The 22324-nt window shown below is 32.9% G+C and carries 19 protein-coding genes; 10 read left to right on the top strand and 9 right to left on the bottom strand.

What is annotated here, in order from left to right:
* Window positions 1-28: 28 nt before the first annotated feature.
* Together ACM591_RS12610 and ACM591_RS12605 are read right to left on the bottom strand one after the other, a co-directional pair.
* Entirely contained in the window at window positions 29-1267 is a 1239-nt protein-coding gene (locus ACM591_RS12610; RefSeq protein ID WP_029377892.1) for an MFS transporter, read from the bottom strand.
* 16 nt (window positions 1268-1283) lie between these two features.
* The gene (locus ACM591_RS12605) at window positions 1284-2357 is read right to left on the bottom strand and encodes an alcohol dehydrogenase catalytic domain-containing protein (RefSeq protein WP_029377891.1); all 1074 of its coding nucleotides are present in this window, start codon (window positions 2355-2357) and stop codon (window positions 1284-1286) included.
* 203 nt (window positions 2358-2560) lie between these two features.
* Between ACM591_RS12605 and ACM591_RS12600 the strand changes: the two genes are divergently transcribed.
* Together ACM591_RS12600 and ACM591_RS12595 are read left to right on the top strand one after the other, a co-directional pair.
* On the top strand, window positions 2561-4189 hold the full coding sequence (locus ACM591_RS12600; RefSeq protein WP_326026823.1) for a ribulokinase: 1629 nt from the start codon (window positions 2561-2563) through the stop codon (window positions 4187-4189).
* A 115-nt stretch (window positions 4190-4304) separates the two neighbouring features.
* A complete protein-coding gene (locus ACM591_RS12595) occupies window positions 4305-4784 on the top strand; it encodes an SRPBCC family protein (protein ID WP_225489292.1) in 480 nt (159 codons plus the stop codon).
* A gap of 139 nt (window positions 4785-4923) precedes the next feature.
* Here ACM591_RS12595 and ACM591_RS12590 read toward each other — a convergent pair whose 3' ends face one another.
* The 4 genes from ACM591_RS12590 to ACM591_RS12575 form a co-directional block, all read right to left on the bottom strand.
* The gene (locus ACM591_RS12590; protein WP_418354392.1) at window positions 4924-6210 is read right to left on the bottom strand and encodes a condensation domain-containing protein; all 1287 of its coding nucleotides are present in this window, start codon (window positions 6208-6210) and stop codon (window positions 4924-4926) included.
* Between the two features lie 409 nt (window positions 6211-6619).
* Complete coding sequence (locus tag ACM591_RS12585; RefSeq protein ID WP_029377887.1) at window positions 6620-7840, bottom strand: Nramp family divalent metal transporter; 1221 nt, start codon at window positions 7838-7840, stop codon at window positions 6620-6622.
* Between the two features lie 17 nt (window positions 7841-7857).
* Window positions 7858-8802, bottom strand: a complete 945-nt coding sequence (locus tag ACM591_RS12580) for an agmatinase family protein (RefSeq protein ID WP_326026187.1) — start codon at window positions 8800-8802, stop codon at window positions 7858-7860.
* Between the two features lie 289 nt (window positions 8803-9091).
* Window positions 9092-10336, bottom strand: coding sequence for a Glu/Leu/Phe/Val dehydrogenase (locus tag ACM591_RS12575; RefSeq protein WP_326026186.1), 1245 nt, complete (start codon window positions 10334-10336; stop codon window positions 9092-9094).
* A 275-nt stretch (window positions 10337-10611) separates the two neighbouring features.
* On the opposite strand from ACM591_RS12575, the gene ACM591_RS12570 reads away from it, so the two are divergent.
* The gene (locus ACM591_RS12570; RefSeq protein ID WP_037557097.1) at window positions 10612-11940 is read left to right on the top strand and encodes an amino acid permease; all 1329 of its coding nucleotides are present in this window, start codon (window positions 10612-10614) and stop codon (window positions 11938-11940) included.
* A 9-nt stretch (window positions 11941-11949) separates the two neighbouring features.
* Window positions 11950-12858, top strand: coding sequence for a homocysteine S-methyltransferase (gene mmuM, locus ACM591_RS12565; protein ID WP_029377884.1), 909 nt, complete (start codon window positions 11950-11952; stop codon window positions 12856-12858).
* Between the two features lie 230 nt (window positions 12859-13088).
* On the opposite strand, the gene ACM591_RS12560 is transcribed toward mmuM, so the two are convergent.
* Both ACM591_RS12560 and ACM591_RS12555 read right to left on the bottom strand, forming a co-directional pair.
* Window positions 13089-15608, bottom strand: coding sequence for a fibrinogen-binding adhesin SdrG C-terminal domain-containing protein (locus ACM591_RS12560; RefSeq protein ID WP_418354391.1), 2520 nt, complete (start codon window positions 15606-15608; stop codon window positions 13089-13091).
* A gap of 288 nt (window positions 15609-15896) precedes the next feature.
* Window positions 15897-16904 (bottom strand): fatty acid desaturase, encoded by a 1008-nt coding sequence (locus ACM591_RS12555; RefSeq protein WP_029377882.1) that lies wholly within the window; start codon window positions 16902-16904, stop codon window positions 15897-15899.
* Between the two features lie 418 nt (window positions 16905-17322).
* Between ACM591_RS12555 and ACM591_RS12550 the strand changes: the two genes are divergently transcribed.
* The 3 genes from ACM591_RS12550 (at window position 17323) to ACM591_RS12540 (ending at window position 19395) form a co-directional block, all read left to right on the top strand.
* Window positions 17323-18705, top strand: coding sequence for an amino acid permease (locus ACM591_RS12550; protein ID WP_029377881.1), 1383 nt, complete (start codon window positions 17323-17325; stop codon window positions 18703-18705).
* Between the two features lie 213 nt (window positions 18706-18918).
* Window positions 18919-19047: a hypothetical protein gene (locus tag ACM591_RS12545; protein WP_418354390.1), complete on the top strand. Its 129-nt coding sequence runs from the start codon at window positions 18919-18921 to the stop codon at window positions 19045-19047.
* Window positions 19048-19092: 45 nt separating this feature from the next.
* Entirely contained in the window at window positions 19093-19395 is a 303-nt protein-coding gene (locus ACM591_RS12540; protein ID WP_419749108.1) for a hypothetical protein, read from the top strand.
* A gap of 181 nt (window positions 19396-19576) precedes the next feature.
* Here ACM591_RS12540 and ACM591_RS12535 read toward each other — a convergent pair whose 3' ends face one another.
* Window positions 19577-19708, bottom strand: coding sequence for a hypothetical protein (locus ACM591_RS12535; protein ID WP_017723505.1), 132 nt, complete (start codon window positions 19706-19708; stop codon window positions 19577-19579).
* Between the two features lie 272 nt (window positions 19709-19980).
* On the opposite strand from ACM591_RS12535, the gene ACM591_RS12530 reads away from it, so the two are divergent.
* From ACM591_RS12530 to ACM591_RS12520, 3 genes are all read left to right on the top strand, one after another.
* On the top strand, window positions 19981-20334 hold the full coding sequence (locus ACM591_RS12530; RefSeq protein WP_029377879.1) for a zinc ribbon domain-containing protein YjdM: 354 nt from the start codon (window positions 19981-19983) through the stop codon (window positions 20332-20334).
* 322 nt (window positions 20335-20656) lie between these two features.
* Window positions 20657-21514, top strand: a complete 858-nt coding sequence (locus ACM591_RS12525) for a MurR/RpiR family transcriptional regulator (RefSeq protein ID WP_029377878.1) — start codon at window positions 20657-20659, stop codon at window positions 21512-21514.
* Between the two features lie 153 nt (window positions 21515-21667).
* Window positions 21668-22324, top strand: a complete 657-nt coding sequence (locus ACM591_RS12520; RefSeq protein WP_037557094.1) for an RraA family protein — start codon at window positions 21668-21670, stop codon at window positions 22322-22324.

The raw sequence follows: 22324 nt of genomic DNA, 5'->3' as shown, positions 1-22324 counted from the left end.
CCTAATTATATTGTTTAGCTATTGTTAATTATGCGGTATATTCATCATTTTGCATATGTTTTGGCATTTTAATAAAGTAAGTTAGGAACGTACTGATAAAGTATAAAATGGCGAGGACCCAAATGACACCAATTGCATCTATACTACCAATGAATAGATAAACAATCATTGGACCGACAAATACAGGTAAACCAGCACCTAAATTAAGCACGGATAAAGCCGCACCCTTATCTTTTTTAACAAGCGATGGTATTAATGCAGAAAGTGGTACATAGGCTGCAATAAATGCCCCCCAGCAGAAACCAACTATTGTTAATAAGGCTAAATTGCCATCTGTCCAAATAGGGACATAGCCCATCAATAGTACCGAAATACCGCTTCCAATACCACCGAAATACATTACGGTATTACGCCAACCAATCTTGTCTCCAACAACACCGAAGATAAGGTTGAACAAGATATTACCAACAAAAATAGTGGACCATACCGCCAACCATTTAGAGGTAGGGATACCAAAAGATGATAAATAGATAGGTAAAAAGACTGGGAAAGCGAATTGTGCCGTAGTATTAATTACACGAACAATACCACCCAATAACACTTTTGGTTCTTCGCCAACAATGGTAACACCTTTAAATACTTCTTTAAGTTTTTCTAAAGCACTACCTTGGTTTGAAGGTAGTGTGTCTTTATTTAATATTATAGTAAAGAAAGCACCTAGAATAACCCATATTAATGAGCTCCATAGTGTATTTATATGTCCTAAATATTCGATTGCCCAAATAGAATAGAGTGCACCAAGAACATTTAAACCACCTGTGAAGACAAACCAGAACCAACCTACAGCTGCACCGAGGGTCTTTTGTTCGGAACGATATGATATCCATACTAAGAATGAATAAGCAAATAAGGGATAACCCAAACCTCTTAATGCATATGCTGGCAACATTAGTGCTAAGTTTTGAGATGGAATTGCAAAGCCAACAAAGAAAATTGTACCGATAATATAAAAGATTAAGCCTAACAACATGGTACGTTTACCACCGAGTGCTTCTGCAAACACACCACTGAGCCAGCTTGCTACAGCAACTGTTACACCGTATGCAGAGAAGAGTAAGCTTGTTTCTTGTACTGAGAAACCATGTCCATGTAACCAAGGACTTAGCCAACCAATCTCTAAGCCATCGCCCATCATAAAGACGATGATACCAATATAGCCCCAAATGATTTGTCGAGGCATGCCTAGAATAGAACTTGAATTATTCATTTATAAACCACCCTTTTTAGTCATTTTTCCAATGATATTGTAAATAAGTTTTCTTCCATCCTTTGTGTGCGGTTGTATCATCTAACGCTATTTTTAAATCATTTGTGTCATAAATATCATAATAAGTATCAGGGATTAACTTTCTTAATGCTTTTTGGTATTGTTTGTTACTAAAAGCATCTATAAGCTGTTCGAATTCACGTTTTGTACTACGAGAACTCCCTGAAAATGTTAACCCTTTTTCAAGCACATCTCTCGTATTAATACCAACACGATCTTCAGTGACACCCATTAATACAATATGACCTTGTCTATCAATTAAGTCTATGGCTTGGTTAATGGCGGATTCAGAGAATTTACCTCCAGCACATTCAAAGACAGTATGTACACCACGATGTTGTTTGAAATCATAGTCAAACACTAAATGCGTCGTTGCAAAATTCTCAAAAGCAGCTAATTTTTCTGCGATAGCTCCAAACACTAACAATTGTTCTTGTTTAATACCATAAATATAATGTAATGCTGTAGCTGCTAAGTAACCAACTGGACCATCACCGAATATGGCAACTTGAGGAGAATTATCTGTAGTTATATGTTCAAGTTGATTGATAGGGAATAATGACACAGAACATAACTCTGCTAACAAAGCGACGTCTTCATCTAAAGTATCAGGTACTTTAACTACATTATCTCCAGGTACAACAAGTTGATCTTGGCATATACCATCAAAGCCGCTTCCCATAAATAAAGCATGCTCATCATAATTATCTTGATAGGGAGAAGGTGCAAAAGTTTGTTTACGTAGGTAAGATGGAATGTTTGGAACAATTACAACTTTGTCACCTTGGATAAAATCAGGATGCTTGGAATCTTCAACGATGCCAATTCCTTCATGAAAGAGTGCCATAGGTAATTTTTTTGCGAGTGCTTCGGGACGACGATTACCTGTGTAATAGCGTAAATCTGCATGACAGACACTTGCTTTAGTTGGTCTAATAATAATATCTCTTTCATCATAGTCATGAATAAGTGTAGCCTGTTCGAATTGACCAGGTTCAGTTAATCGGAAAGCATTCGATTGAATTTTCATATTTGCGCATCTCCTTGATAATATTTGTTTATATATGTTTATATCGCCAATAGTAAACGCTTACACTTGTATTTGTCAAACTAATTTTGTTCTATTATGCAGTTGTTTGTTGTTTTATGATTTTTTATGTTGATTTTTACTGTGAACTTAATTATGCTTTAAGAAAGCGTTTTCTTATAGAGAATTGAATGGGGGATTACACAATGACTTACAGCATAGGTATTGATTTTGGTACAGGTTCAGGCAGGGCATTTTTGATTAATACTGAAAATGGGGAAATTGAAGAGCAATATATAAGAAACTATACACATGGCACTATAGAAGGTGAATTAGGTGGAGAAAAACTCCCCCAAAACTTTGCTCTCCAAAATGCCAATGATTATATGGAAATTATTGAGATAGGTATTCCTACCATTATTGAAAAAGCCAATATTTCAGTATCTGAAATCGTTGGTATAGGTATTGATTTTACATCTTCAACAGTTATATTTGTAGATGAACAAATGGAACCCATACACAATAAATCAGGTTTTCAAGATAATCCGCATGCTTATGTAAAGTTGTGGAAACACCATGGCGCACAAGATGAAGCAGATTTATTATTTAAGACGGCATTAGAAGGTAAAAATAGATGGTTGGGTTACTACGGATTTAACGTTAGTAGTGAATGGATGATTCCTAAAATCATGGAAGTTAACAATAAAGCGCCTGAAGTTATGGCTGTTACAGCAAATATTATGGAAGCAGGCGACTGGATTGTAAATCGACTTACTGGTCAAAATGTAAGGTCTAATTGTGGTTTGGGTTTCAAATCATTTTGGGAAGCAGAGACAGGATTTCATTATGATTTATTTGATAAAGTAGACTCAGATTTATCAGATATTGTACGTACAAAGGTTGATGCACCAGTAGTCAGTATAGGTGATAGTGTAGGTACTTTATGCAAGGAGATGGCAGAAAAACTAGGTTTGTCTCCAGATACACAAGTCAGTCCGTTTATCATTGATGCACATGCAAGTTTATTAGGTATTGGTTCAGAAAAAGATAAAGAAATGACTATGGTTATGGGGACTAGCACATGTCATTTAATGCTTAATAAAGAACAACATAAAGTGCCTGGTATTTCTGGATCAGTTAAAGGAGCCATCATTCCGGACTTGTATGCTTATGAAGCGGGTCAAACGGCAGTGGGTGATTTATTTGAATATGTCGCGAAGCAAGCGCCTTATGATTATGTTAAAGCAGCAGAATCACGTGGTATTTCCATATTTGATTTACTTAATGAAAAGGCTGCCCAACTTTATCCAGGAGAAAGTGGCCTTATTGCTCTAGATTGGCATAACGGTAATCGTAGCGTATTAAGTGATAGTAACTTAAAAGGTAGCCTCTTTGGTATGACTTTGCAGACAAGACATGAGGAAATTTATCGTGCATATTTAGAAGCAACTGCGTTTGGTGCAAAAATGATTATGCAGCAATACCAAGGATGGCAAATGGAAGTTGATCATGTATTTGCTTGTGGGGGTATTCCTAAAAAGAATGGTTTGCTCATGGAAATCTATGCCAATATATTGAATAAGAAGATTACTGTAATTGATAGTGAATATGCACCAGCCATCGGTGCAGCAATCTTAGGTGCTATTTGTGGAGGTGTGCATTCTGATTTCAATTCAGCTATAGAAGCGATGAAAGAACCAGTACTTTATCAAGTAGAACCAGACCCTCAACAAGCACGTATTTATAAAAAATTATTCAGCGCTTATAAAGAATTGCATGATTTACATGGTTACAAAAAAGCACGTATTATGCGTAATGTTAGTGCATTGATGTAAATTTATAGTTCTAATACAATTTGAAATAGTTAACTATGCAACTGAAAATACTAGGTATTTGTGATTTATAGGTATAAAAAGGGGAAATGATATAGTAACTCATAATGCTAAGGGGATGACTGTTGTGGAATGGGAAATTGTAAATTTAGATATAGAATTTAAAGTGAACGCTTCGGTTGAAAAAGTGTTTGAGGCGTGGACAGAACCAAAGATTTTTAAACAATGGTTGTATACCTCTAAAGAAACAAATAAAGTCGCACAGAATCAGTTTGAAATTAATGGTGATTGGGAGATAGTTGATGAAAGAAGGGGTGAAACATATAGAGCGACAGGTACATATATGGATATTGTAGAACCATATAAATTGATGTATTCATTTAAAATGCCTCAATTTAGTGATTTAGAAGATATCATAACTGTTGAATTTATAGGTTTAGAAAATGAAACACAAGTTAAATTTAATCAAGGTTTAAAAGTTTCCTTAAATGACACAATTAATAAGCAATCATATGAACAAACAAAGGAAGCTGCTAAAAAGCAAACAGAAGAAGGATATAATGAAATGTTTGAAAAACTAAAGCAAATACTAGATTAAAATTAGACGTAAAGCTATTATCATATGTATATAAACCTCTCGCTACGTAATGAAGGTAGTGAGGGGTTTAATATGTCTTTTAGTTAACTATTTTATGTAATTCGAAGTTACATTTTCTATCATCTTCCTATAGAAGTTATTAATGTATTAAGACTTCCTCTAAACTTATATTCATTTCACTAATTTTTTGTTCGGGATTTTCTGATATTTTATTAAATACATTTAGAATTGTTTCGTGTAAGCGATAGATTCCCGCTTTATCCAATACATCTGTTTGATAGGCATAATCAAACTCTAAATTATTTTTGTTACTTCTATTACAAATGTTTATACCCAGTGGAGCGACATTTGTACCATTGCTCAACCACTCATCAGTAAATCCATCTTTTATAAATTCTGCATCATATTTTGCATTTTGAAAGGAAATAAAACAATCTTTTAATCCTTTTCTATTTTTACAATTTTTAACAATATATCTAAATGGATAGTGTCTGTATTTTAATAAATTAAGACTTTCCAATTTTACTATGTATAAAAAGTCTGTTATAGATAAGTCATTATTTATTTCGACTATCATTGGTAAGTATTTTGCAAACAATCCAGTTGATTGTTTTTCATTTTGCCCATTTCTATTATGTATCACCATTCCAATTGAAGTGGTTTTTGCGCGTGTTTTTTTATGTTTAATAATATGCATGATTGCTGTGAAAAGGTTACTTACACTAATTGCATTTTTAGTACAAAAATGATTAATTTTTGCACTTAATTTATCTGATAAATCAATGCGAAGTCTTTCTCCAACTATACTATTTAATCTGTTATCTTCAAAAAGAGAGTTATTTTCAAAATATTTAGTTCTTTTAAGCCAAAAAGCTTGATCCTTAATAAATCTTTTAGATGATTTATAATCTTGTTCATTTGTAATTATTTCTAAGTAAGTTGAATTTGATATCATTTCGTTCTTTTTACCTATTAATTTTTTTACAAAATTATCTATAATGATAGTAATTCCCCAAATATCGATTATCAAGTGGTGTAATATTATAAAAATTCCCATATGCCCATCCGGACATTTTACTACTTTTACATGGTACAAGTTTTCATCTGAGATAAATAAATTTCTATTCGTATTATTTTTAAGCCACTTATCATAGTTCACTTGATCATCGTGAAAATTTAAGAATTCAAAATGTTGCTCCTCATAGTCAGCAACATACTGCCTATATTCGCTATCTTCTTTAGTGAATCTAATTCTAAGTGTGTCGTGTTGTTCAATCACTTTATTGAAGGCGTCGTTAATTTGTTGGTAGTTAAGTTGTTTCTTTATATGAATAATACCAGCTATATTATTAATACTTGTATTTTCGTGACGTTCTTCAATACGAATAAATTCATCTTGAACTGTAGACATCTTATATTTCTTCATTATTTATCTCCCTTATTATATAGTTAGTATAAATATTAACATAAATATTATTAAAAACAATTAAAAATAAGTTTGTGTAACAATATTTTATTGAATAAAAATATTTGTATTACTATGTTATTTATAGTGCTACAAAGTTAACATAGTGTTTTGACCTTATGACTTAAGCAGTCAATTTAATTATTATTAAAATGTTATTTTGCTTTACTATTTATAAATATGAATGTAGAAAAATGAAGTTATTGTAACAATTTTTTGTAATAAGAGAGAAAGAAAATAGAGAAGTTATAATTTACCCTAAAAAATAAAAGAGCTACTAATCTCCTATGAATACAGATGATTAGTAGCTTGAAAAGTTTTATATAGGGAGGCGAGAGACAATTAGGCTATGGAACTAAATGATAAAAGATTATGACATAAAAGTATTAATAGCATCTATCAAACTATAAATGCCTAAAAAGCTTACGACTAAAACTACGATGCCCCCAATAATATTAAGCCAAATGGTATTTGCAAAGTGACCCATTAAGTTTTTCTTATTAATAATAATAAAAATTAAAATAGCAACAATAGGTAAGATAATACCATTTAAGGCTTGAGCAATGAGTAATACTTGAAGCGGTTCAAAGCCTAAGGCTGAAGTGATAATACCTATAATTATGATAATGGTAAATACTGCTTTGTACTTTTTACTTTTCATACCACCTTGCCAGCCAAGTAGGCTACTGATAGTAGCAGCAGCGCCTGTGGGTGAAGCGATAGCTGATGATAGACCTGCAGCAAATAAACCTACACTGATTGCGATTGGAGCCGCATCACCTAACACGGGTTCCAGTGGCCCTGCGAGTTGGATCACACTTGTGATCTCTTTACCTTGGATTAAAGTGGCAGCAGAGATTAATATCGCTGCGGAAATAACACCACCAACTGAGATGGAAATAATTGTATCCCAACGGGCAAATTTTAGTTCTTTTATGTGACCAAATCTTTCATGGACTGCAGTAGAATGAATGAAGAAATTGTAGGGTACAACCGTTGTACCAATAAGTGCAATGACAGTTAGGATTGAACCATTTGGTATTGTAGGAACAAAAACCCCTTTTAAGATACCTATAACATCTGGCTTAATAACAATCATAGTAGTAATGAATATAATGCCCATAATAACCATGAGTAAAATCATTATTTTTTCTAAAAAACGATAGTTACCAAATAAGCCGATTAGTAATATAATGATCCCAATTACGGGCGCTACCCAATGTTCAGGTAAATTCAGTAAATATGAAGCTCCGAGTGAGGTGCCAATCAAGTCACCACTGATATATGCTGCACAACCAATGGTGACAGCAATTAAAGTGAACCAAACTATAATCAGCTTACCAATTTTATGTTTAAATAAGTCTTGGATGGCCTCACCCAAACCTTCACGGGTGACAAGAGATAAACGAATAATCATCTCTTGCAGTACGATTGTGGCGATGATGGAAAATACTACCGCCCAAAGTAAACTATATCCAAATCCTGCGCCACTTTGAGTCATGGTCGTCACAGTGCCTGGACCAATAAAAGAGGCAGTAATAATCATTCCTGGACCAAGCGAACGTAAAACTTTCTTAGCACCTTTTAGCAATTAAACCACTCCTCAAATTATTTTGATTGATTTAAATAAGCGACGTGGCCAGCAAGCACATATAGTACTGCTGTAGAGACAAAGTGAGCTGAGTTTTGGTTGGCATCCATCATTGGATATACTTCTACATAATCCATGCCACAAAGACCTAATTTACCAAATTCATGAATCATTGTTAATAATTCATAAGAGGTGATGCCGTTACCATCTACTGGTCCTCCTGGATTAAATGCAAAGTCTAATACATCACTGCAAATTGTTAAATACACAACATCAACATCTTGACTCGCTTGTTCATAAATATCGTGTGCATATTTTTTTAAATCCTGAGCTTCACGAATATCATTAATTGTTAAAGTAACAGCCCCAGCTTGTTGAGCATAACGACCTGTAGCAGGTTGGTTTCGAGGTCCGTGAATACCTGTGTGAATAATACTTTCATTTCGTATGCCATCGGTATTGTAAAGATGCATAAAAGGTGTATTACGTGCATAATGTTCACCTTCATAGTCCGGCATATTATCATAGTGGGCGTCTAAATGTATGATGCCTACTTTTTTACCAGTTTCTGTTAAAGATTTAAGGATAGGATATGTAACACCGTGTTCACCGCCAAACCCTACTAAGAATTTTCCGCTTTCCCAAAGAGGTTTAGTGAAATTAGCAATATTATCATAGCTTTGTTTATTGTCGTGTGCTACAAATGGAACATCGCCGACATCTCCAATAGTTAAGTGTTCACTGATATCAATATGATTTAACTCGGGTAAATATTGACTGTAACGTGCCGAACAAACACGTATTTGTTTTGGGCCTAATTCAACACCAGTATAATCACCCCAAGTACTTTCACCTTCAAACGGCGCACCATAAACGATGACATCTGTGTCTAAAGTGTTTTTTTGAGTTAGGTTCTTACTATTTAAAAAACATGGAACATTACCGTAGATATTATTTTTCATAATGTATATCATCCCCTTTATTGTAAATAAGTATATAGATTATTATTTTGTATTTCAAATAAATCTGAAAATTCGAATTTTTAGAAGGTGGAAGTATTAGCTATATGATATACACTGTTATAAAAATGATTTTTAAGATAGAAAGCTAATTTCAAGAGATTAAGTAGTGCATATTTAGTGGTAGGTTAGTGATAAAATAAAACATCCACTAGCGTCATTTAACGCTAGTGGATGTTATAAGCAATCTCTATTTAAATGATTTATAAACTTGCGTGATACGTATTAAGCATTAAGCCCAACCGCGGAAACGTGATGCTTCAGCAGTACGCTTGATTCCTAAGACATAAGCAGCTAAACGCATATCCATTTTTCTATCTTCTGCTAAGTCATATATTGTATTAAACGCTTCTACCATTTTTTCACGTAGCTTCATATTAACTTCAGCTTCAGGCCAATAGTAACCTTGATTATTTTGTACCCATTCAAAGTAAGAGACGGTTACGCCACCAGCACTAGCTAAGACATCAGGAATAATCAAGACGTCACGCTCAGTTAAAATACGTGTCGCTTCTGGAGTTGTCGGTCCATTAGCTGCTTCAGCTATAATTTTTGCTTTGATTTGATGCGCATTATCCTCAGTGATTTGATTAGATAGTGCGGCAGGTACTAAGATATCACAATCAACCTCAAATAATTGTTCTTTAGGTATAGCATCATCAAATAAATTTGTGACTCTACCATGCTGCTCTTTAAGTTCAACTAAATGATCAACATCTAAACCATTCGGATCATGTAACGCTTTAAAACTTTCAGATATGGCTACAATTTTAGCGCCCATATCATGTAGGATTTTTGCGATAAAGCTTCCAGCATTACCAAAGCCTTGAATCGCAACACGAGACCCTTTAATATCAATATTTCTACGCTTTGTTGCTTCTTCAATTGTGATGACTGCACCTAGCGCAGTGGCACGGTTACGTCCTTGTGAACCGCCTAAAGAAAGAGGTTTGCCCGTAATAAATGCAAAAGCATTGGAACGGTTAATCTTACTATATTCATCCATCATCCAAGACATAATTTGTGGATTAGTATAAACATCCGGTGCCGGAATATCACTCTCAGGACCAACAAATTGTGAAATGGCTTTAACATAACCACGAGATAAATGTTCTAACTCTTGATTGCTCATTTGTCTAGGATCACAAATGATGCCGCCTTTACCACCACCAAATGGTAGGTTGGTGATGCCGCATTTTAAAGTCATCCACATAGATAACGCTTTAACTTCCTCTTTATTTACATCGGGATGGAAACGGATGCCACCTTTAGTAGGACCGACAGCATGATTGTGCTGTGCACGATAACCAGTAAATGTTTTAACCGTACCGTCATCCATACGGATAGGGATACGTACTTCTAAAAATCTTAAAGGTTCTTTGATAAGTTCATACATGCCATCGTCAAAACCTAATTTATGTAAAGCTTCTTTCGTAATTTCTTGTGTTGAAGTTACTAAATCATTATGTTCTGTCATTACATATCTCCTTTATCTGTTACTTATATTTCATGTTAAGGCTGTGAAGAATGAAAATCAATACTAAAAACTGAATTTTTATAAAAGTTAGAAAATTCAGTTAAAAAAGATAGCGCTTACTTTTTTATCTAATTTACTGCTATATGCACAAATAGCGGTAAATTTTGAGTAGTATATTTTGTAACTTTATATTGACTAAATTTTCAGAAATCAATAGAATGAATAATAATATAAAAAATTATATATTTAGCACTTAAAGATTAGGAGCACATAAAATGGAACAAACGACATTCAAACGTGCTATGAAACAACGTCACCTTATGTTATTAAGTTTTGGCGGTGTCATTGGTACAGGTTTATTTTTAAGTTCTGGATATACACTACAGCAAGCAGGTCCACTGGGAACTGTATTGTCTTACTTAGTAGGTTCAATTCTCGTATACTTAGTCATGCTTTGTTTAGGGCAATTAGCTATTAAACATCCTGTAACAGGGGGCTTTCATACATATGCCAGTAAATATATTCACCCTTCTGTGGGGTACATTGTTGCATGGTTTTATTGGTTAACGTGGACGGTAGCATTAGGATCTGAATTTACTGCAGTAGGTATTTTGATGCAAAGGTGGTTTCCTGAAATACCAGAATACATATTTGCTGCTAGTGCGATTATATTGGTATTGATCTTTAATATCATATCGACAAGGTTTTATGCAGAAGTTGAATTTTATTTTTCGATGGTAAAAGTGATTACGATTATTGTATTTATTATTTTAGGTATTTGCGTCATCTTAGGTATAATCCATTACAATGGATATGAAGGCATAAATACAATTACACAGAGATACACTAATCCGACTTTTCCTAATGGTATAGGGGCAGTATTTTTAACAATGTTGGCTGTGAATTATGCTTTTAGTGGAACGGAGTTAATAGGAATTGCAGCTGGTGAAACTGAAAATCCTAAACAAGTTATTCCTAAGGCGATACGCGCAACTTTATGGAGACTTATTATCTTTTTTATCGGAACGATGGTTATTATCTCGATATTAATTCCTAGTTATCAAGGGAAATCACTAGAAAGTCCTTTCGTGGTGATTTTTCAAAAAATGGGAATCCCATATGCTGGAGACATTATGAATTTAGTGATTATTACTGCTTTATTATCTGCAGCCAATTCAGGGTTATATGCTGCAAGCAGAATGATATGGAGTTTATCAAACGAAGGTGTGTTTCCTAAATGGTTTGGACATTTAAATAAATATCGTATGCCTGTAAATGCAACGTTATTTAGTATGATAGGTGGTTTGTTAGCTTTATTTTCAAGTATTTATGCAGCGGATTCGCTATATGTAGTACTTGTTTCTATTGCTGGATTAGCCGTAGTAATTGTTTGGATGAGTATATGTGTTTCTTACTTTAATGCTAAAAGAGTCGATCATAGTTTGAAAATACATCAATCGGTACCTATTATTGGATTTATTTTGTGCTTAGTATCGTGTATCGGTATGGTTTTTGACTCTAATCAAGCACCAGCGCTTTATTTCGGTGTGCCTTTTGCAGCGATAGCATTATTATACTATTTTATTAAGTATCACAAGAAATGAGGCAAATAAATGAGGTTACTAGAAAAGTTAGAAAGTCAATCACCACTAGTGTTAGATGGTGGATTAGCAACAACATTGGAACAAGCTGGATGTAATTTAAATTCATCATTATGGTCGAGTGAAGTATTAAAAAATAATCCAGTTAAAATAAAAGAAGCGCATCAATCATTTACAGATGCAGGCGCAGATATATTACTTACGAGTACATATCAAGCAAGTTATCAAACTTTTTCAGATATTGGACTAAAAAATGTTGAAATAGAACAATTATTTACTACGGCAGTTGATCAAATCATGGATTCGAGCATTGCTACGCAAGTAATCGTTGGTAGTTTAGGACCTTATGGTGCATATTTAAGTGATGGTTCTGAGTACACAGGTGATTATCAATTAAGCAACGAGGACTATTTTGAATTTCATCGTGCCCGTATAGATGCATTGATTACAAGAGGGATACATGATTTTGTTTTTGAAACGGTGCCTAACTTTGATGAGGTTAAAGCTATTATTGAGTATATTGTGCCACATTATAAAGACCAGACATTTTGGTTATCTGTAACGGTAGATGATTCAGGTGATTTATCTGATGGTACTAAATTTGAATACTTATGTGAGTTTATCAAAAATTATAAAAAAGAAATTCCGGTTTTTGGTATTAATTGTTCATCTGTAGAGGGTATAAATCAAGCTATAGTTAAAGGACTTGCTGATTTGCCACAGACAATTGCACTTTATCCTAATGGTGGCGCAAAATACAATGCGGAAACAAAACAGTGGGAGAGTATGGGGGATAGCCACTTAATTATTGAACAAATACCAGATTGGTTAAAGCATAATGTTAAAATAATTGGTGGTTGCTGTCAAACGACACCAGAAGACATTGAAAATATTCACGATAAATTAAATTTATCAGTTTAATTATAATATTTATGAAAAAATACGCTTCAAGAAAATAACTTTTTAGGTTATTTCTTGAAGCGTATTTTAATACGAAGCGGTAACTAAGGTGCTAACAAAACTATTTAAGTTGATTCAGCTATTAATTTTAGATATAACTCATAAAAATTGTAAAGTTCAATACATTTAGGTTTTAAAATGCACTTAATGGCAGTAAATAAGTCATTCTAGTTTTTGTTTATCGAGAAGTTTTATTTTTCTTCTTGTTTCTTTTTTCTAAAGAAGAGTAGTGTAGATCCTAATAATAGTAAGAAGCTACTCCACATAGTTGTACTGCGCTCTTTTTCACCAGTATTAGGTAATTGTTTCTTTTCATTTGTATGCTGTGAAGTATTTGTTTTTGCAAGTGAATTTACTGCTTCTGTATCTGTTGCGATTTGACTAGATTTTACCGCCGTACTAGCATTGATAGCTTTTATATTTAAGTTTGTATCTTCTTGTGATTCAAGTTTAACCACATTATTGCGATTATTAGGTGGAAATTGAATTTCATTATCCTTAGATGATGGGTCTATATTTGGTTCAGTATCCGAAGTTGGCTCAGGATCCGGAGTTGGTTCTGGTTCCGGTGTTGGCTCAGGATCCGGAGTTGGCTCAGGATCAGGTATTGGCTCAGGCTCCGGAATTGGCTCAGGATCAGGTGTTGGCTCAGGATCTGGCGTTGGTTCAGGTTCCGGAGTTGGTTCAGGGTCCGGCGTTGGCTCAGGCTCCGGAATTGGCTCAGGATCAGGTGTTGGCTCAGGATCTGGCGCTGGTTCAGGGTCCGGCGTTGGTTCAGGGTCCGGCGTTGGTTCAGGGTCCGGAGTTGGCTCTGGATCTGGCGTTGGTTCAGGTTCCGGAGTTGGTTCAGGGTCCGGCGTTGGCTCAGGCTCCGGAATTGGCTCAGGATCAGGTGTTGGCTCAGGATCTGGCGCTGGTTCAGGGTCCGGCGTTGGTTCAGGTTCCGGAGTTGGTTCAGGGTCCGGAGTTGGCTCAGGCTCCGGAGTTGGTTCAGGGTCCGGAGTTGGCTCAGGCTCCGGAGTTGGTTCAGGATCCGGAGTTGGTTCAGGGTCCGGAGTTGGCTCAGGCTCCGGAGTTGGTTCAGGTTCCGGAGTTGGTTCAGGATCCGGCGTTGGTTTAGGTTTCGGATCAGATCCTTCTCCATCAGCATTGTTTTGATAGAATAATACTCCATTATCCCAGCTTGCTTGTGAGTAATAATCTTTATAATATGGTGAAAATCCTGAAAGTGTTGTTCTAAATGTTAATGATTGTGCATCACCGTCATAAGTGCTATCAAATTTTACTACATAGACACTATCTAAATTATCAAAGTCTATTTGATAATTACCATTAGTAACATTTAAATTAATGTCGTTAGTAACATCTTGAAACATTGAAGTATCTGACGTGTCAGCATATACACTTTGATTTAATTCATTTGGCTTCATTACTTTAAAGACTTTTACAGATAGTAGGTTACCATCTGGTTTGTTTCCGTTAATAATTTGACCGTAGACGGTAGCAGCAGGAATTTTAAAATTATTTGGATTAATGTATGCAAGGTGTGTAAAAGTATTATTTTGTTTGTTTAATGAAACAATACTACCATTAACACTTAAACCAACATTATTTATGCCATTTAAATATTTTACATAAACATCTTTTTGAGTTTCTTTCCCATTTATTGTCGCAATAATTGATTGATTACTATCACGAGGAACTGTTTTAGGATCAATAAATAAATTTAAAGATAAGTTTGTTTTTATGTTCTCTCTATTATTTACATAATCTGTGAATCTATATCTAATTTTACCGTCTTCTAAAATACTTCCATTTGCAATAATTGTTTCACCATTTTTAATTTCTGGCACTTTACTTATAGCAGATACGCCACGTGTATTAACATTATTAGAAAGTGAAATATCAAAGTAATCGCCTTCTTTAACACCCTCGTCGAATGTTAATTCGTATTTTAAAGTTGATCTTTCACCATTGTGTGGCCTAATTGTATCATTCGATTCAATATTGCTATTAACTATAGTGATTTTATCACTTACATCTTTACCGCCTACATTTTCATTATTAGCTACTTCAAGGTTTGGGTTCGCAGCATTATATGTAGAGATTGTGCGTTTTGGTGAAGTAATGTTCTCAAGTGATGATATTTGTTTTTCCTCTTTCTTAGGTTCACTTACTTCATTTTTCTGTGATGTGTTTTGTTCGGATGTAGTGGCAGATGGCGTAGTTTCATTTTGTGAAGTTGGTACAGAATTAGATGATGCTTGTTCATCAAAATTAGTGGCTTTATTGTCGCTAATCGTATCTAATTTAGCATTTTCGTTTCTATCGTTGATATCTTCTTGGGATGGTGCTTCAAGTTTAGTATTATCTTCAATTTCTAACGTTTTAGCTGCTTCTATTTTTTTATCGTTGTTAATGGATTCCGTCTTTTGAACAACATTTACATTTAATGATGTATCATTAGGTGCAGTTATTTCACTGTTAGTAGCAACCTCATTTGATGTATTGCTTTCACTTTCTGCTACACTATTTTGATTATTTGAATCTATATGTTTTGAATCGATTTTTGTTTCTTCATTCGTTGTCTCTGATGCCTTTGCCTCCCCAGAAGCACTTAAACCAATAGCTAGACAAGTACCTAAAAGTACTGATGCAGCCCCCAATTTATATTTGCGAATACCAAATTTTTCATGTTTCTTTATAAACATAACATTCTCCTCTTTTTAAAATTTATATTATATTGTGACATAGATAAGTATTATAATTTATTTCGTATATTTGTGCAATGTAATAATTATTTGTTTTGAATTATTTATTAAATGATAAAAATAAGATTAGCTTTGCTAATCGTTTAAAACATAATTAATTTATTATTTTTTTAAAACAACGTGCAAAGTATTTTTGGCGTAAAAAAACTACTTAATCCTCATGGAATTTGAGAACTAAGTAGTGTATTAATGTAATTATATTTTATTTCAGTATAAGTAATGTTGCATTTAGGAAGGCTTTTTTTGTCGTAATGCAAATTCTTTAAATGTGATAAAACGTTTATGACTTTCATCGTATAATTTGAATTTTAATGAAGCAAAACTTTCAGTAATTGTAATCGAGGTTGCATGATGTAATGGTGTAACATTGTCATGCGTAGCTTCTAAAGCATAATTTGGAATTCTAGGATTTAAATGGTGTACATGGTGATATCCAATATTACCAGTTACCCATTGAATGAATTTTGGTAATTTATAGTATGAACTACCATCAATAGCTGCTTTAACGTAATCCCATTCGGATGACTCTTCAAAATAGGAATCTTCAAAAGTATGTTGAATATAAAAAAGCCAAATACCTATCATTCCAGAAATAAAGACCATAGGCGCGAATATAGCAAAAAATTGACTGGCACCTAATAGATAAATAAGGGAACCGTAAATAACTAATAATAAAATATTATTGAGCCATGTATTCGTACGTTCTTTTATTTTAGCACCTTTTACGTTAAAGCGATTAGATACAAATACTAAGAAAAATGGTCCTAAAACAAACATTACAAATGGATTGCGATAGCATCTATAAGTTAAACGTTTAAAAGGAGACGACGCTTGATATTCTTCAACTGTCATGACCCAAATATCTCCAATGCCACGTTTCTCCAAATTCCCACTACCTGCATGGTGCATTAAATGTTCTCTACGCCATTTTCGATAAGGAAAGAAGGTCAAGAAACCGGTCACATTACCTAATAAATCATTATGCTTCTGTTTTTTTAGATATGAACCATGACATGCGTCATGAAAAATAATGAATGTTCTAATTAAAAATATGGAAGCACAAATACTACTAATAATTGCTAATGACCAATGTACTTGATATAAAAATCCACTTGCTACTAATAATGCAAGGAGAGGGATTATTGTATTGATTATTTGAATTGTACTCTTTGTGTAGCTTGTTTTCTCAAACGGTTTTACCATCTTACGTAACAATTTCTTTTTATCTTTTTCCATTTACACCAAACTTTCTATCCACTCATAAATATATTTTTAATGAAGTGTTTAATTCAGTGTATAGAACTAGTACATCTATTACAAACATTATTTGAATTATTTGAATACTTTTTAATGAAAAGTGAAATAACAGCTATAAAAGCTTCATCTAAAAATGAAATTTAATTCTCAGACAATTTAAATACTTGTATTTTAATCAATTAATGTGTTGAAAAATAAAAAGTTGTAAAAACTCAATGATATTTAAATAATTTTATATCAATAGTTGTAATTTTCAGAAAAAAGAATATTATACAACCAAGCATTGTGAGATATATGCATGTAATAATTGAATTAGTTTATTTATGTTAAAAAAAAGGGGAAATAAACTGAGCATATATTAAGTGTGCTTAAAAACAATTGAGGTGGGGCTAGTTTTATGACGAATACTTTAAACAGAGAGTTAAGCAATAGACATATTCAACTTATTGCGATTGGTGGAGCTATTGGAACAGGCTTATTCTTAGGTGCAGGACAATCCATTAGTTTAACGGGGCCATCCATTTTACTCACTTATATTATTGTAGGTTTCGTATTGTTTATGTTTATGCGTGCAATGGGAGAAATGCTATTACATAATACAGAATACAAAACATTTGCAGACATTGCACACCATCAAATAGGGCCTTTTGCAGGGTTTGTGACTGGTTGGACTTATTGGCTAACTTGGATTACATCTGGTATGGCTGAAATTACAGCAGTTGCGAAATATGTAGAATTTTGGATACCAGATTTACCTAACTGGATTACATCCTTATCATGTATTTTGATATTAATGGCCTTTAATTTAACAAGTACAAAAATGTTTGGCGAATTAGAATTTTGGTTCGCAATTATAAAAGTAGTTACAATAATTGCATTGATCATTGTAGGTATTGTAATGATAGTATTTGCGATACAGACACCTTTTGGTCATACGAGTGTAGCTAATATTTTTAATAACGGCTCATTCTTTCCACATGGAGCATCTGGCTTTTTTATGTCGTTCCAAATGGTAGTTTTTTCTTTTACTGGTATTGAAATTTTAGGTATTACAGCAGGTGAAACTAAGAATCCAGAAAGAACGATACCGAAAGCAATTAATAGTGTACCTATAAGAATTTTATTATTTTATGTGGGAGCATTAGCGGTAATGATGTCTATTATTCCATGGCAAGATATTGATCCAAATAATAGTCCCTTTGTTAGCTTGTTTGCATTAATTGGCGTGCCATTTGCGGCAGGACTTATCAATTTTGTAGTATTAACAGCAGCATCTTCTGCTTGTAATAGTGGTATCTTTGCCAACAGTAGAATACTTTTCGGCTTATCAGAGAAAAAGCAAACACATCATTTATTGATGAAAACAAATAGAAAAGGTGTACCGTACATAGCAATTTTAGTGACTTGTGCATTATTGTCTATAACAGTATTACTTAATTACTTAATACCTAACGCAACGCAAGTATTCTTTTATGTAACAGCAATATCAACTATATTGTTAGTTATTGTGTGGATGTTTATCATGCATTCTTATGCGAAATATGTTAAATCACACCCAGAAAATCATAAAAAAAGTGCCTTTAAATTACCAGGTGGCATAAACATGGCAAGAATGGTTCAATTATTCTTTGTTTTTGTATTGATCATTTTATTCCTTGTTCCCGATACGAGAATGGGTATCGTATTATCACCAATATGGTTTATCTTACTTGCATTAATTTATTTGAGATATACAAGAAAAGCGCGTAAATTGGAAGCGAACAATCAGAGAGAGAAGTAGGTAATCAAGTTGAGTAGTCATTTAAATAGTAGATGGCTAAAGTGAAATAATCCTAGTTCTAATGGGAATTTATTAAAAAATTTATGCAAAGACATCAATTCTAAGGCCAGATTAATACAAAGGTATTGTTTTAATAAAAGATTATTGTTGTCTTACGACAAAATTTAATAATACAATTATTTTTTTTGATTTGTGTGAGGAGGTTAGTTTGAAATGGAAGCTGTATATGCAAAGGATGACCAAGGTGCTTATCAAACACTGAAAATAAATATTGAGAAAGATAGTGAAACTGTTTTTAATTTATTAAGTACGACTGAGGGTGTTCAGAAATGGTTTCCTTAATTATCATTTGAGGAACGTATAGTTGGTGGTAAGATGACATTTCATATGGATGAACAAGACGACGTAGAAATGGAAATTACCGCTTTCGAAGATAATATAGCTATTGGTTACACATGGAGTACCGGTGCAGTAAGATTTGATTTGTATGATAGTGGGAGCGAAACAGTACTTATATTAGATGAATTTTTACCGTTTGACTTTCCGCATATCATTTTAGATTTTTCAGGTTGGCAGTTTCAAATACAAAGTATAAAAAGCGTTGCAGAAACAGGCAGATCCCTAGACCAAAGTGAATATGATTTTAACAGTGTAAAAGAAGAAGTAGAAACAAAACTTGATTTAGGTTAACATTTTAAATTTATTAGAATTTAAAAATAGATACCATACGGTTGCATAAGCGTAACTAATTTTAAAAATTGAGCGATGATTTTTTAGTAGTATTAGTTTTTATTGTACTAATCGTCGCTTAATACCAAAATGAGCTGGGACATAATAGTTAATATCCCAGCTCATTTTTTAGTTTATAAAATTAGAATTTATCTTTTAAGTCTTTTGCTTTATCTGAAGCTTGATCTTTCACTTCTTTTTGCTTATCTTTATCGTTCTTTACTTCGTCAACCTTATCTTTTGCTTTGTCTTTAAACTCGTCAAATTTACTCATTATAAAAACCTCCTTTAAGATTTGTGACACAAGTACTTTTCCACTTATTAATATAAATAAACATATTTATTTATATTAATCGAAAAAGATAAGAAGATGAAAGTATTAATATTATCAAAAAAATATACTATATAGGCTTTTTGGTAGGATAATTTAGAGGAAATAAGGTTAAAAATAAATGACGATTTTAACAAAAATGTAGAGAAAAAAGAGTATATATTTTATAATATGGTAGATTAAAAGCAAGACAATAATTTAATGGAGGTCAAAGCATGGAATATACTTTACCTAATTGTCCAGAATGTGATTCAAGTTATACATACGAAGATGGAAATTTATTTGTCTGTCCTATGTGTGGTCACGAATGGTCTGAAGTTGAAAATAATGAGAATAAAGAAGCTCAAATTACTAGAGATGTTAATGGACAGGAATTAGTTGATGGAGATGCTGTTACAGTTATTAAAGATTTAAAAGTAAAAGGTACATCATTTGTAATCAAACAAGGTACGAAAGTAAAAAGTATAAAAATAGTTGAACCTGACGACGGTCATGACATCGACGCGAAAGTTGATAAAATTGGACTAGTGGGATTAAAATCTTCACTTGTAAAAAAATTAAAAGGTTAGAGCAAAATTAAGCATAAAATAATAACACTGAGGGATGGGATAAGGACCTGATTTAAATGAGGGTTCGTTGTCTCGCCCTTTTTTGTTATTTATATTTAGTAAAGTTAAATAGCTGATAGGTTACTATAGTATATGAACAAATACAATTACTCCGTAATAAATATGATATTACATATTAAAACAACATGTTGTGTAAATTTCTATATGTTATTATAAATCTAACTATTATACATTCGTTAATTATGGTAGATATGAAATTCATCTATAATTTTCTCATATAACAAATTCGAATTTAATTATTCATTACGAGGAGATTGAGTATATGTCAAAAGATAACATTTTTATGAAAATTAAAGAAAATATAAAAAATTTATCTCAATCAGAAAGAAAAGTAGCCAATTTTATAACTAAAGCACCCACAGATATCATGTTTGATACTATAAACGAATTATCTGAAAAGGTTGGTACCAGTACTACAACGATTATGCGTCTTGCAGGTAAATTAGGTTACTCCGGATATACAGAGTTGCAACGAGATATTCAAAAATTTTTAAAAGATGGTAAGGCGCCTCAGTCCAGGCTAGCTTCTAATTTACAAAATATAGAGAAAGATAATTTGTGGACAGAAACGGTTGATTTTCATACTACACAGTTACAACAATTTTCAAATCAAGTTGATGAACAAACTTTGGATAAAGCAATAAATTTAATTGAAAATGCTAACAATATTTGTTGTACATGCGTGAGAAGTGGATTGCCTGCAGGTCATTATTTTTCACAAAATATAAATAGAATAAAAGGTAACTGTAACCTTATAGTAGCAGATACTTCAGATTGGGTAGATGAAGTTGTGTCAATGAATTCTAAAGATGTGTTAGTAGCGATTAGTTACCCTAGATATGCTAAGCGCATTAATGATTTCGTGAAAATTGCTAAAAATAAAGGGGTTAAAATCATTATAATAACAGATACATTCTCCTCTCCATTAGTTGATTATGCAGATGTAATTTTACCTTGTGATTCTAACAGTTTAGCTTTTCATAATTCACCAATATTGTCACTTGTAGTTATTGATTACTTGATTAACGCTTTAGCTGTTAAAGAAACTAAGAAGAATTCAAATCGCTTAGATGATATAAATGAAATATTACAACAAATTAAATATCATACAAATAACTAAGAAAACAAGCCATTTTAAAAATATAATGGTTTGTTTTTTTATGTGGCATTAAATGAAAGGGTTTACATTTATTCGGGTAAATGGTAACTTTGTAAATAATATTACAAAGGTAAAATGAAATGTAATAAATTTTACTAATGGGATGGTGGCTTAATGAATAGTAATAATGATGAAATTTTAAAGCGTTTAGAGAAGCTAAGTTCAACGTTAATTGCCGATAGCATGAAATTTGAAAATGTTATGAATCATAGATTAAAGCCAGTTAATTTTCAAGAAACGCTTGTCGGTCAAGCAAGAACGGTATCGCTTTATCCAGGGGATAATCTTTTTTTACATTATGGAATATATGAGGCAAAACCAGGAGAAATATTAATTGTTGAAGGGAAAGATTCTACAACTTCAGCTTATATGGGAAATTTGATGGCAGCAGCAGCAGAAAAACTTGGTATAAAAGGAATAATTATTGATGGTTTAATTAGAGATAAAAAAGATTTAGAGAACATGGATATACAAATCTACGCAAATGGATTTATACCTAAAGGTCCAAGAAAAAATGGACCAGGTGCATTTGATATACCAATTCAATGTGGAGGGGTAATAGTAAATCCATATGATTTTGTAGTTGCAGATGAGGATGGCATTGCAATCATTCCTTATTTAAAAGCAGAAGAGTTTATAGTAAAAGCAGAAGAAAAATTAATATATGAAGAAAAAAGGTTAGAGACAATAATATCATTTAGCTCGGATCAGGAGTATGACAAAAGTACAATTGAGCCGTCCTGGTTAAGAGAAAATATTGAAAATCAATAG

It is taken from the genome of Staphylococcus sp. Ze2 (genome assembly GCF_048568365.1).
GTDB classification, from domain to species: Bacteria; Bacillota; Bacilli; order Staphylococcales; family Staphylococcaceae; genus Staphylococcus; species Staphylococcus xylosus.
This window is presented reverse-complemented; position numbering and strand designations above follow the sequence as displayed.